Source organism: Nocardioides sp. LML1-1-1.1, assembly GCF_040676175.1.
Lineage (GTDB): Bacteria > Actinomycetota > Actinomycetes > Propionibacteriales > Nocardioidaceae > Nocardioides.
The window spans coordinates 301,135-313,468 of sequence record NZ_JBEGHK010000001.1; the positions used below are offsets into that span (position 1 = coordinate 301,135).

General features: G+C 74.0%; 9 protein-coding genes. 7 read left to right on the top strand and 2 right to left on the bottom strand.

Annotated elements, in window-relative coordinates; all coding sequences use genetic code 11:
• Window positions 1-2 precede the first annotated feature (2 nt).
• Complete coding sequence (locus MRBLML1_RS01450; RefSeq protein WP_364510342.1) at window positions 3-2,048, bottom strand: acyl-CoA dehydrogenase family protein; 2,046 nt, start codon at window positions 2,046-2,048, stop codon at window positions 3-5.
• Window positions 2,049-2,142: 94 nt separating this feature from the next.
• Here MRBLML1_RS01450 and MRBLML1_RS01455 point away from each other — a divergent pair, with 94 nt between their 5' ends.
• Window positions 2,143-4,095 carry an FAD-dependent oxidoreductase gene (locus MRBLML1_RS01455; RefSeq protein ID WP_364510345.1) on the top strand — a complete coding sequence of 651 codons (1,953 nt, stop codon included), beginning with the start codon at window positions 2,143-2,145 and terminating at the stop codon, window positions 4,093-4,095.
• A 99-nt stretch (window positions 4,096-4,194) separates the two neighbouring features.
• Here the strand turns inward: MRBLML1_RS01455 and MRBLML1_RS01460 are convergent, their stop codons facing one another.
• Entirely contained in the window at window positions 4,195-4,959 is a 765-nt protein-coding gene (locus tag MRBLML1_RS01460) for an SDR family oxidoreductase (RefSeq protein WP_364510348.1), read from the bottom strand.
• A gap of 41 nt (window positions 4,960-5,000) precedes the next feature.
• On the opposite strand from MRBLML1_RS01460, the gene MRBLML1_RS01465 reads away from it, so the two are divergent.
• From MRBLML1_RS01465 to MRBLML1_RS01490, 6 genes are all read left to right on the top strand, one after another.
• Window positions 5,001-6,911, top strand: a complete 1,911-nt coding sequence (locus MRBLML1_RS01465; RefSeq protein ID WP_414691226.1) for a 2-oxoacid:acceptor oxidoreductase subunit alpha — start codon at window positions 5,001-5,003, stop codon at window positions 6,909-6,911.
• Window positions 6,908-7,876 carry a 2-oxoacid:ferredoxin oxidoreductase subunit beta gene (locus tag MRBLML1_RS01470; RefSeq protein ID WP_364510354.1) on the top strand — a complete coding sequence of 323 codons (969 nt, stop codon included), beginning with the start codon at window positions 6,908-6,910 and terminating at the stop codon, window positions 7,874-7,876. The genes MRBLML1_RS01465 and MRBLML1_RS01470 overlap by 4 nt, the downstream gene beginning before the upstream one ends.
• Window positions 7,873-8,520 carry an NADPH-dependent F420 reductase gene (gene npdG, locus MRBLML1_RS01475; protein ID WP_364510357.1) on the top strand — a complete coding sequence of 216 codons (648 nt, stop codon included), beginning with the start codon at window positions 7,873-7,875 and terminating at the stop codon, window positions 8,518-8,520. The genes MRBLML1_RS01470 and npdG overlap by 4 nt, the downstream gene beginning before the upstream one ends.
• 170 nt (window positions 8,521-8,690) lie before the next feature.
• The gene (locus MRBLML1_RS01480; protein ID WP_364513088.1) at window positions 8,691-9,908 is read left to right on the top strand and encodes an MFS transporter; all 1,218 of its coding nucleotides are present in this window, start codon (window positions 8,691-8,693) and stop codon (window positions 9,906-9,908) included.
• A gap of 7 nt (window positions 9,909-9,915) precedes the next feature.
• Window positions 9,916-10,950: a TIGR03617 family F420-dependent LLM class oxidoreductase gene (locus MRBLML1_RS01485; RefSeq protein ID WP_364510360.1), complete on the top strand. Its 1,035-nt coding sequence runs from the start codon at window positions 9,916-9,918 to the stop codon at window positions 10,948-10,950.
• A 10-nt stretch (window positions 10,951-10,960) separates the two neighbouring features.
• Entirely contained in the window at window positions 10,961-12,304 is a 1,344-nt protein-coding gene (locus MRBLML1_RS01490; protein ID WP_364510363.1) for a class I adenylate-forming enzyme family protein, read from the top strand.
• The last annotated feature ends 30 nt before the right edge of the window (window positions 12,305-12,334 follow it).

A 12,334-nucleotide genomic window follows, 5' to 3' on the forward strand; every position in this document is an offset into this window, starting at 1 on the left:
CGTCACTCCCGCGGCAGCCCGAGGCCACGGGCGATGATCCCGCGCTGGATGTCGTTGGTGCCGCCACCGATGACGTACATCGGCGCGACCCGGATCGCGTCGTCGTACCGTCCGGCGAGGGCGGCCTCCGGGCCGAGCACGTCGAGACAGGTGCGCCCCAGCTCCTCGGCCAGGTCGCCGCTGAGGACCGCGGCCATCGGGCCCGCGATCCGCGCGTCCCCGCTCCCGTCCATCGACCGGGTCGCGCGCAGCACCAGCGCCCGCGCGGCCTGCAGCCGGGCGCCCGCCCACGCGACGCGGTCCCGGTCGAGCGCGTCGACCTCGTCGCGGCCGCGGAGCACGGCGAGCATCTCGTCGTAGTGGCGGCGCAGGGTGGCGGCGACGCCGCCCATCACCACGCGCTCGGCGGTGAGCGCGTCGGTGATCACCTTCCAGCCGCCGTGCACCTCACCGACCCGCATGGAGTCGGGGACCCGCACGGCGTCGTAGAAGACGGTGCAGGAGATCTCGCCGGACAGCGCCACGTGCTGCTGCACGGTGATGCCCGGTGTGTCCATCGGGAGCAGGAAGATCGTGATGCCGGCGTGCCGCGGTGTCGCGTCCGGATCGGTGCGCACGGCCAGCCACACGTGCGAGGCGGTGTGCCCCCTGGTGGTCCACAGCTTCTGCCCGTCGATCATCCAGTCGTCCCCGTCTCGCACCGCGCGGGTGCGCAGCGAGGCCAGGTCCGAGCCGGCCTCGGGCTCGGAGTAGCCCAGGCAGAAGGCCATCCGGCCGGCGTGCAGCAGCGGCAGGAACTGCGCCTTCTGCTCCGGCGTCCCGTGCCGCAGCAGCGAGTGGCCGATCAGCATGGTGGCGCTCATCGCGCGGTCGACCGGGCCGCCGGCGTACTTCATCTCCTCGTGGAGGACGACCTGCTCCTCCACCGACGCGGGCCGGCCGCCGTGCTCGGCGGGCCAGCCGAGCGCGAAGAGCGCCTGGTCGTCCATCTCCCGGCGGAGCCCCTCGACGTCGTACCCGGCCGCGGTGGTGTGGCGACCCAGCAGCTCGCGCACCTCGGCGCGGAAGGCCTCGGCACGCTCGCCGAGGTGGAAGTGCGGCAGGTCCTCGCCCGCGAGCAGGCGCCCCGCCACCCCGTCGGTACGACGGTCGTCGAGCCCGCCGTGCCCCAGGTGAGTCAGGTCGGTGTGCACCCGGCGGAAGAGCCAGGCGGCCTCGTGCTCCTCGAAGAAGCCCACCGCGCCGAGCGTGTGCTGTGCCCCGGCGAGGACCCGCTCGGCGGCGGTGCGCGCGTGGCGGGCGGCCAGCGCGGCGGCGAGGGGCGCGTCCGGGCGCGCGGCGAGGAGCGCCTCGACGGCCTCGTCGACCAGCGCCTCACTCGCGGAGAGGTCGACCTGACAGGCGGCGACCCGTTGCTGCACGGCACCGAAGCCGCCGATCGACTTGCCGAACTGCCGGCGTACCTTCGCGTGCTCGACCGCCAGCTCGTGCGCGCGGCCGGCCGCGGCGACGGCGCGGGCGGCGGTCGCCAGCCGGAGCACGGCGACCGCGTCGGCGACCTCGACCGGCGTGACCGGGCGCTCCGCGACGACCCGGCCGCGGGTGATCCGGCGCCAGGCGGGGCGGGCCAGCCCGTCGACCTCGGCGGCCTCCTCGATCTCGTGCAGGACGGCCGTGGCGGCGGAGGAGTCGACGACGAGCACGTGGGAGGTCGTGCCGGCGTCGTCGACGACCAGGAGGGTGGTGGCCGGGTCGACCACCACGGCGGGGCGCAGCCCACCGGCCCCGATCGCGTCGGCGTGCTCGGGCAGCAGCCGGGCGGCGACGTAGGCGTCGGCGAGCGGGAGCGGGCAGGCCCGGCGCCCCAGGGTGCGCACGGCGGCGACGAGGTAGTCGGCCGCACCCTCGGGCCCCAGCTCGAACCAGCCCTGCTGAGCGGCGGCCTCGGCGACCTTCGTGCCGTCGGCGGTGGGCACGTCGACGGCGGCGGGCCAGAGCCCGTCGAGCACTCCGGCCACCGCGTCCCGGAAGTCCTCCACCTCGGCCATCGTCCGTCCCCTGTCCCTTGCCGACTGCGTCCTATCTATGAATACCATATTCATGATCGAGGCCACACTGCCACGTCCAGGAGAGCGAGCCGCCATGACCTTCCCGCACCTCTTCGCGCCCGTCCGGATCGGCTCGCGCACGCTGAAGAACCGGGTGGTCCTGCCGCCCCACGCGCACGTCGTCTCGACGCTGTGGGGCAGCGAGCAGGACGCCGAGCGACACCTCGGCTACTGGGCGGCGCGCACCTCCGCCGGCTGGGTCGACGGGGTCTCCGCACACGTGCGCAACTCGCTCATCCCCGGCTTCGAGCCCACCGGCGTCGGAGCCCAGTACGACGGCCACTTCCGCCAGCCCTACTTCCTCGACCGCGTCGGCCGGCTCGCCGAGATCCTGCACGCCGACGACACCATCCTCACCGTGCAGATGATCCTCCAGGGCGGGATGCCGCACGGCGCCTCGCCCGCGCTCAGCGGCCCGGTCGTCAACCAGGTGCCGCACGGGCTGACCCGCGAGGAGATCGACTGGTTCGTCGCGGAGTACGCCCACGGCGCCGAGCAGGTCGCCGCGGCCGGTGCCGACGGTGTCGAGCTGCACCTCAACCACGACGACATGCTGGAGTACTTCCTCTCGCCGCTGACCAACCACCGCGAGGACGAGTACGGCGGCGACCTCGACGGCCGCCTGCGCTTCCCGCTGCGCATCCTGGCCGCCCTGCGCGCGGCGATGGAGCCGGACCGGATCGTCGGCGTCCGGCTCAACCTGCGCGAGGAGGAGCCCGGCGGCTACGGCATCGACGGCCCGGACGGCGCGATCGCCATCGCCCGCGCGCTCGAGGCCAGCGGGCACGTCGACTACCTCTCCTGCGCGATCGGCAGCCCCTGGGGCAACCCGAGCTACATCCAGTCCCACCACCACCGTCCCGCCGAGTGGTCCGCGCTCGCCGGGAAAGTCCGGGCCGCGGTGGGCGTCCCGGTCGTCTACACCGGCCGGGTCACCGGGCCCGAGGTCGCCGAGGCGCTGCTCGCCGACGGGCACGCCGACCTCGTCGGGATGGCGCGGGCGATGATCGCCGACGGCGACCTGCTGGTGAAGGCGCGCGAGGGTCGCGCCGACGACATCCGCCCGTGCGTGGGCGGCAACGAGTGCATCAGCCGCCGCATCGTCGAGGGCACGCCCTTCTCGTGCGCGGTCAACCCCGGCGCCGGCAAGGAGGCCGACCAGGCCGTCCGGCCCGCCGAGGTACGCCGGCGGGTGCTCGTCGTCGGCGGCGGACCCGCCGGCATGGAGCTCGCCGGCATCGCCGCGGAGCGCGGCCACGAGGTGAGCCTGTGGGAGCGCGAGGACGTCCTCGGCGGACAGCTCCGGGTTGCCGCGCTCGCACCGCGCCACGACGACCACGCCGCCTACCTGTCCTGGCAGGCTCGTCGCCTCGCCGCCGCCGGGGTGGAGGTCGAGACCGGACGCGCCGCCACGGCCGCCGGCGTCGCGGCCTTCGGCGCCGACCGCGTGGTGCTCGCGACCGGCGCCGTGGCCCGGCGCCCCGACCTGCCCGGCATGGACCTGCCGCACGTGCACACGGCGGTCGACGTGCTGACGGGTGCGGCGGGCGCACTGGGCCCGCAGGTCGTCGTACTGGCGCAGGACGACCACCTGCCGCCGCTGTCGGTCGCCGACTTCCTCGCCGAGCGCGGGCACGAGGTGACCCTCGTGCACGGCACCGCGGGGCCGGCTCCCCTGGTCAGCCGCTACCTCCTCGGCTCGGTCCTCGGCCGGCTCGACGCGGGTGGCGTCGTGCTGCGCGGCTCGGAGGCGCCGGTGCGGATCGACACGGGATCGGTGACCGTGCGCCACGTCTACTCGGGGCGGACCGCGGCGATCGAGGGGGTCGACAGCGTGGTGCTGTCCTGCGGCGCCGTACCGGTGACGGGGCTGGGCGAGGACCTGCGGGCCGCCGGCATCACCGCGGACCTGATCGGTGACGCCTACGCCCCGCGCCGCCTGGTGTTCGCGACCAAGCAGGCCCGTGCCCTGGCGATCACGCTCTGAGGGCTCCGCTGGGGGTAGTCCCTGACGAAAAGCACCGTTTCCGCCCCGAAATCAGTGCTTTTCGTCAGGGACTACCCCGCCGGGACCCCCGCAGAGGGGTCAGCCGTAGTAGGAGCGGCCCTTCGCCGCGAGCACGTCGTCGCCGCCGTCGACGACGAGGCAGGCGCCGTTGACGCGGGGCGCGGCGGCGAGGAAGAGAGCCGCCTCGGCGACGTCGTCGGAGGTGGTCGGCACGCCGGAGGAGGAGGCCGCCGCCAGCCGCCGGTACGGCGTCGCCAGGTCGTCCACGTCGCCCATCAGCGCCGCCGACAGCGAGCTCACCGTGCCACCGGGCGCGACCGCGTTGATCCGCAGCCCGTACGGCGCCACCTCGACCGCGACCGACTCCACGAGCCCCTTCACCGCGTGCTTGGCGGCGGTGTAGACGTGCGGCCCGAGGCCGCCGCGCAGGCTCGCCACGCTGGCCGTGCACACGATGGCGCCGCTGCCTTGGGGCCGCAGCACGCGGACGGCGTGCTTGACGGTGAGGAAGACGCTGGTGAGCAGCAGGTCCGTCGTACGACGGAAGTCGGCCAGCGCGGTCTCCTCGATCCGTCCGGTCACGCCGACCACGCCGGCGTTGGCGAAGACCGCGTCCACCTGGCCCAGGGCAGCGGTGGCGTCGAGAGCGCCGGCCACCTGGCCCTCGTCGGTCACGTCGCAGCGCACGAACCGGGCGCCGCCGCCGAGCCGCTCGACGAGCCCGAGTCCCGCCGCCTCGTCGACGTCGGCGACCACGACCCGCCCTCCGCCGGCGACCACCCGCTCGGCGATCGCGGCGCCGATGCCACGCGCTCCTCCGGTGACCAGTGCGACCTGCGGCATGGGACTCCTCCTCGATTGACACTCGTGGTGACCGACATTACATTGCATTCATTATCAGAGATAGGAGCACCGTGTCCTCGACCGTGACCGAGCTCGACCGGGTCGTGATCCGCTTCGCCGGCGACTCCGGCGACGGCATGCAGCTGACCGGCGACCGCTTCACCCAGGAAGCCGCCGTCTTCGGCAACGACCTGTCGACGCTGCCCAACTTCCCCGCCGAGATCCGCGCTCCCCAGGGCACCATCCCCGGCGTCAGCAGCTTCCAGCTGCACTTCGCGAACTACGACATCCTCACGCCCGGCGACCGCCCCGACGTCCTGGTCGCGATGAACCCGGCCGCGCTCAAGGCCAACGTCGCGGACCTGCCCCAGGGCGCCACCGTCATCGTGGACACCCACGACTTCACCGCGCGCAACCTCGCCAAGGTCGGCTACGACGCCAGCCCGCTCGACGACGAGTCGCTGGCCGGCCTCGCGGTGCACCCCCTCGACCTCACCGGGATGACGGTCGAGGCGGTCAAGGACTTCGGGCTGTCGCGCAAGGACGCGGCCCGCTGCAAGAACATGTTCGCGCTCGGCCTGGTCTCCTGGCTCTACGGCCGCGACGTCGCCGGCACCGAGGCCTACCTCGGCGCGAAGTTCGCGAGCAAGCCGACCATCCGCGACGCGAACGTCGCCGCGCTCAAGGCCGGCTGGTACTTCGGCGAGACGACCGAGACCTTCGCCGTCTCGTACGTCGTGAAGCCCGCCCCCGCCGCACCCGGGCGCTACCGCAACATCACCGGCAACACCGCGCTGTCCTACGGGCTCGTCGCCGCCGGGCAGCTCGCGGACCTCCCGGTGCTGATGGGTGCCTACCCGATCACCCCGGCCTCCGACATCCTCCACGAGCTGAGCAAGCACAAGCGCTTCGGCGTGACGACCTTCCAGGCCGAGGACGAGATCGCCGCCATCGGGGCGGCCGTCGGCGCGTCCTTCGCCGGCGTGCTCGGCGTCACCGCCACGTCCGGGCCGGGCGTCGCGCTCAAGTCCGAGGCGATGGGCCTGGCCGTGATGACCGAGCTGCCGCTCCTCGTGGTGGACGTCCAGCGCGGTGGGCCGTCGACCGGCCTGCCGACGAAGACCGAGCAGTCGGACCTGCTGCAGGCGATGTACGGCCGCAACGGCGAGGCGCCGATGCCGGTGGTCGCCGCGCAGTCGCCGGGTGACTGCTTCGACGCGGCCATCGAGGCGGCGCGGATCGCGGTGACCTACCGGACGCCGGTGATGCTGCTGTCCGACGGCTACCTCGCCAACGGCTCCGAGCCGTGGGCGATCCCGGAGGTCGCGACGCTCCCACGGATCGAGGCCGACTTCGCCACCGGACCGAACAAGGTCTCCGCGGGCTCGACCAGCGACGAGCCCGACGAGTTCTGGCCCTACCTGCGCGACGAGGAGGCCCTGGCCCGCCCGTGGGCGGTCCCCGGGACGCCCGGCCTGGAGCACCGGATCGGCGGCCTGGAGAAGGGCGAGGGCCACGGCAACATCTCCTACGACCCGGCCAACCACGACCGCATGGTCCGCATCCGCGCCGAGAAGGTGCGCCGCATCGCCGACGGCCTCCCCGCGCTGGAGGTCGACGACCCGTCCGGCGCCGCCCGCACGCTGGTGATCGGGTGGGGCTCGACGTACGGCCCGATCGGCGCCGCCTGCCGCCGGGTCCGGGCCGCGGGCCACGACATCGCGCAGGTGCACCTGCGGCACGTCAACCCGTTCCCGAACGACCTCGGCGACGTCCTGCGCCGCTACGACCGGGTGGTGTGCCCGGAGATGAACCTGGGGCAGCTCTCCCGGCTGCTGCGCGCGGAGTACCTCGTCGACGTACGACCGATCACCACCGTGCGTGGCCTGCCCTTCGGCGCCGAGGAGCTCTCCCGTGACCTGCTGGCCCACGTGACCGAGGAGGCCGCATGACCACCGTCGACCTGCCCGCGCCGAGCCTGACGGCGAAGGACTTCTCCTCCGACCAGGAGGTGCGCTGGTGCCCCGGGTGCGGCGACTACGCCGTCCTCAAGGCCGTCCAGTCCTTCCTCCCCGACCTCGGCCTGCGCCGCGAGAACATCGTCTTCGTCTCCGGCATCGGCTGCAGCTCACGCTTCCCCTACTACCTCGACACCTACGGGATGCACTCCATCCACGGGCGTGCGCCCTCGATCGCCACCGGCATCGCGACCGCGCGCGAGGACCTCTCCGTCTGGGTCGTGACCGGCGACGGCGACGCGCTGTCCATCGGCGGCAACCACCTCATCCACGCCCTGCGCCGCAACGTCAACATGACGATCCTGTTGTTCAACAACCGGATCTACGGACTCACCAAGGGCCAGTACTCCCCCACCTCCGAGGTCGGCAAGGTCACCAAGTCCACCCCCGCCGGCTCCCTCGACCACCCCTTCAACCCGGTCTCCCTGGCCCTCGGCGCCGAAGCAACCTTCGTCGCCCGCACCATCGACTCCGACCGCAAGCACCTCACCGCCGTCCTCGCCGCAGCCGCCGCCCACCGCGGCACCAGCCTCGTCGAGATCTACCAGAACTGCCCGATCTTCAACGACGGCGCCTTCGAGGACCTCAAGGGCCCGCAGGCTGCCGACCACCTGCTGCGGCTGGAGCCCGGCCTGGAGGTCACCGTGGACGGGCAGACCTGGACGCACGACCCGGCCGACCCCAACCCGACCCGGCAGTTCGCGCTCTCGCGGCTGGACGGCGACCCGGACTCCCCGGTCCCGGTGGGGATCTTCCGCCAGGTCCCCCGGGCGACGTACGACGACGGGGCGCGCCAGCAGGTCGCGGACGCCGTCGCCCAGCAGGGCCCCGGCAGCCTCCAGGAGCTGCTGGACCGCGGCGACACCTGGACCGTCAGCGAGAACGGAGCACCGGCATGAGCACCCAGGGGACGATCGGGATCATCGGCGGCACCGGCCCGCAGGGCCGCGGCCTGGCGACCCGCTTCGCGGCGAGCGGGCTGAAGGTGCTGCTCGGCTCGCGTGACGCGGGCCGCGCGGCCGAGGCCGCCGCGACCATCGACGGCGCCGTCGACGGTGACACCAACGAGGAGGTCGCCCGCCGCGCCGACGTCGTCCTGGTCACGGTGCCGTGGGAGGGCCACGGCGACCAGCTCGCCGGGCTCGCCGACGCCCTCGCCGGCAAGGTCGTCGTGGACTGCGTGAACCCGCTCGGCTTCGACAAGCAGGGGCCCTACCGGCTCGACGTCGCCGAGGGCAGTGCCGCGCAGCAGGCCGCCGCGCTGCTGCCGGGCTCGACTGTCACCGCCGCGTTCCACCACCTCTCCGCCGTCGTCCTGCTCGACCCGGAGGTGACGAGCATCGACGCCGACGTCCTCGTCCTCGGGGACGACCGGGCGGCGACTGATAGCGTCCAGGCGCTGGCCGGGAAGATCTCCGGCTGCCGCGGCGTCTACGCCGGACGGCTCCGCAACGCCGGCCAGGTCGAGGCCCTCACGGCCAACCTGATCGCGATGAACAAGCGCTACCGCGCGCACGCGTCGGTGCGGATCACCGACGTCTGAGGAAAGGACCGCGTGAGCGAGGCCGAGGACCGCTGGCTGTTCGCGACGCTGGTCGCGGTCACCACCGTCACCGCGGTGGTCAGCAGCCTGGGCGCGCCGCTGGTGCCTAGCATCGCCAGCCGGTACGACGTACCGCTCGCCACGCGCAGTGGATCCTCACCGCGACCCTCATCACCGCGGCCGCCGCGACGCCGGCGCTCGGACGGTGGGGCAGCGGCCGCCTGCGCCGCCCGGTGGTGCTCGGCAGCCTCGGCGTGGTCCTCCTCGGCGCGGTCCTCGCGGCGCTCCCGCTCGGCATGGGCGCGCTGATCGTGGGGCGCGCCTGCCAGGGCATGGGCCTGGCCGTCGCCCCGCTCACCCTCGCCGTCGCGCGCGACGTGTGGACCGGCGAGCGGCTGGTCTCGCGGCTCTCCCTGCTGTCCATCGCGACGGTCGCCGGGGCCGGGCTGGGCTACCCGTTCACCGGGTTCGTCGCGCAGCACGCCGGCATCGGCGGGGCCTACGGGCTGGGCGCGGTGCTGGTGGCGGCCAGCCTGGTGCTGGCCGCCCGGTTCCTGCCGCGGCAGGCGGACGGCGTACCCCAGCGGGTGGACGTGGTCAGCGTCGTCCTCGTCGCCGCCGGGATGGTCGCGGTGCTGCTCGCCGTCAGCCAGGGCGAGGCGTGGGGCTGGCTCTCCCCGCTCGTGGCGGCCCTGGTGGGCGGCGGTGTCGCGCTGCTGCTCACCTGGGTGGCGCGCACCCGCCGCATCTCCCGCGCCGGTGGCCAGCCGCTCGTCGACCTCCGCCTCGCCGCGCGTCCCGGCGTGCTCGGGCCGAACGCGGTGGCCTTCGCGCTGGCCATCGGGATGTACGGCCTGCTCACCGTCGTCGTGCTGCTCGTCCGCGGCGACGGCAGCGCCGGCTGGGGCCTCGGCCGCGGCGCCACGGCCGCCGGGCTGGTGCTGGTGCCCTACGCCGTCCTCAGCGTCACCGGCAGCCGGATCGCGCTCCGCGTCGCCCGCCGCTTCGGCGCCCACCTGCTGCTGCCGATCGGCTCCACCGTCTTCGCCTCGTCGATGGTGCTGCTGGCCCTGCGCCACGACAGCCTCACCCAGGCACTCGTCGCGATGGCGGTCGGCGGCATCGGCAGCGGGTTCACCTTCTCCTCGCTGCCCGGCCTGATCGTGCCGCACGTGCCGGCCGCCGAGACCGGCAGCGCGATGTCCTTCAACCAGCTGCTGCGCTACCTCGGCTTCTCGGTCGGCTCAGCGGCGAGCGTCGCCCTCCTCGACGTCTACGGCGGCCACGAGGCCGCCTTCCGCGCGACCACCCTGACCATGGCCGCGATCTGCTTCCTCGCCGGCCTGGGCGTCGCGATCGGCGGACGCCGGGCGGTGGATCCGCTTTGATGGCCCCGTGCTCGTCGACCTGCAGCTCGATGCCCGTCCCGACCGCGCCCTCGGCCGCGCCCGGGAGCTGACCGAGGCCGGCGCCGCCGGGCTGTTCACCTTCGAGGGGCCGCACGACGTCTTCCTGCCGCTCGCCGCCGTGGCCGGCCAGGTCGAGGCGGACCTGATGACGAACGTCGCCATCGCGATGCCGCGCTCGCCGATGCACCTCGCGCACACCGCCTGGGACCTCCAGCTGATGACCGGGGGCCGGTTCCGGCTCGGGCTGGGCTCGCAGATCCGCCCCCACATCGAGAAGCGGTACGGCGCCACCTGGTCCCCGCCCGCCGCCCGCATGCGCGAGGTGGTGGTCGCCGTGCGGGCCATCCTCACGTCCTGGCAGGACGGCACCCGGCTCGACTTCCGCGGCGAGCACAGCACGCACACGCTGATGCCGCCGACCTTCGTCCCCGGGCCGAACCCGTTCGGCCCACCGCCGATCCTGCTCGGCGCGCTGGGCCCGCTGATGACCCGCACCGCCGCCGAGGTCGCCGACGGCCTGCTGGTCATGCCGTTCCACAGCCACCGCCACTTCCACGAGCGCACCCTGCCCGCCGTCGCCGAGGGGCTCGCCCGCGCGGGCCGCGCCGTCGCCGACTTCTCGGTGTTCCCGCAGGCGATCGTCGCGATGGGCCGCACCGAGCCCGAGCTGGACGCCGCGCGGGCCGGGGTGCGCGGGCTGCTCGCCTTCTACGGCTCCACACCGGCGTACCTGCCGGTGCTGGAGGTGGAGGGCTGGGCAGACCTCCAGCCCGAGCTCAACCGGCTCTCCAAGACCGGCGACGTCGCCGCGATGATGGGCCTCGTCGACGACACCATGCTGGCCACCCTCGCGGTCACCGGGACCCCCGAGGAGTGCGCGGCCGAGATCGCCCGCCGCTTCGGCGGCGTACCAGGGGTGGCGGACCGGGTCTGCTGCTACTTCCCGGGCTACGACCCGCCCGCCGAGCAGGTCGCCGCTCTCGTCGCGGACTTGGGGACGGGGCACCCGCACCGACGCTAAGGTGCGGCTCATGTACGAGCTGCTCGACGCCGCGACCCGTGCCCGCCCCGACGCGGTGGTGGTCACCAGCCCCGGCGGGCAGACGACGTACGCCGAGCTGAGCGCCTCCGTGCAGGCCATCGCGACCGCGTTGGTCGAGCGCGGTGAGCGCCGGATCGCCGTGCTGCTGACCGAGCCCGCCGAGGTGCTGGCCGTGCTGGCCGCGTGCTCCCGGATCGGCGTCGAGGCGTGCGTCTACCCGCTCGCCGCCACCGACGAGGCCGTCGACGAGATGGTCCGCCGCTTCGAGCACGAGGTGGTCGTCACCGACCGCACCGGCCTCGGCTCCCCCGTCGTCGCCTTCGGCGCGCTGACCTCCGTCGCGCCCGGTCCGCTGCCGGAGCTGCCGGAGAGCCGGCCGATCATGGCGATGACGACCGGCACCAGCGGCTTCCCGCGCGGCGTACGGCACGAGTGGGACCGGCTGCTGCGCGCGGTCCGCAAGATCAAGCCGGCCCCCGACCACCGCTGGCTGCTGGCCTACGGCCTCAACCAGTTCGGCGGCCTCCAGATCCTCATCCACGTGCTCGCCGCGCAGGCCCAGCTCGTCGCCGCCACCTCCTTCCAGCCGCGCGACGCGCTCGGCGCGATGCGCGAGTCCGGCGTCACCCACGCCAGCGGCACGCCGACCTTCTGGCGCTTCCTGCTCGCCGAGATGGCCTCCGACGGCGGCCCCGTCCCCGGCCTGCGGCAGGTCACCCTCGGCGGCGAGGCCGTCCCCGGTGCGCTGCTGGACCGGCTGCGCGAGCGCTTCCCCGACGCCCACCTGTCGCAGATCTACGGCGCCACCGAGTTCGGCCAGAACGTCACCGTCCGCGACGGCCGCCCCGGTCTGCCGATCTCGATGCTGGAGCCCGGCGGCGACGTGCAGTTCAAGGTCACCGACGGCGAGCTGTGGGTCCTCTCCAAGGCCTCGATGCTCGGCTACCACGGCGAGGAGGCCGTGCCCGAGGGCTCCTGGCGTGCCACCGGCGACCTCGTCGAGGTGGTCGGCGACCGGATCGAGTTCCGCGGCCGCAAGACCGACGTCGTCAACGTCGGGGGCGTCAAGGTGCACCCGATCCCCGTCGAGGACCGGGTCAGCAAGGTCGCCGGGGTCTCCCTCGTGCGCGCCTACGGCCGCCCCAACCCGATGGTCGGGCACGTGCTCGCCGTCGAGATCGTCCTGGAGCCGGGCTTCGAGGAGTCCGTCGTCGCGCGCGAGGTCCGCGAGGCCTGCGCCGACCTGCCGCCCCCGGCCCGGCCGCGGAGCATCAAGTTCCTGGAGACGATGAGCACGACCGGCAACAAGATGCTGCGCGGCGCCGCGCGCTGAGCGCTCTTGTAACTACGTGTTCATGCCTCT

Excerpts from the sequence above, each read along its gene's own strand:
- MRBLML1_RS01450 (WP_364510342.1), bottom strand. The coding sequence starts at position 2,048 with ATGGCCGAGGTGGAGGACTTCCGGGACGCGGTGGCCGGAGTGCTCGAC.
- MRBLML1_RS01455 (WP_364510345.1), top strand. The coding sequence starts at position 2,143 with ATGACCTTCCCGCACCTCTTCGCGCCCGTCCGGATCGGCTCGCGCACG.
- MRBLML1_RS01460 (WP_364510348.1), bottom strand. The coding sequence starts at position 4,959 with ATGCCGCAGGTCGCACTGGTCACCGGAGGAGCGCGTGGCATCGGCGCC.
- MRBLML1_RS01470 (WP_364510354.1), top strand. The coding sequence starts at position 6,908 with ATGACCACCGTCGACCTGCCCGCGCCGAGCCTGACGGCGAAGGACTTC.
- npdG (WP_364510357.1), top strand. The coding sequence starts at position 7,873 with ATGAGCACCCAGGGGACGATCGGGATCATCGGCGGCACCGGCCCGCAG.
- MRBLML1_RS01490 (WP_364510363.1), top strand. The coding sequence starts at position 10,961 with ATGTACGAGCTGCTCGACGCCGCGACCCGTGCCCGCCCCGACGCGGTG.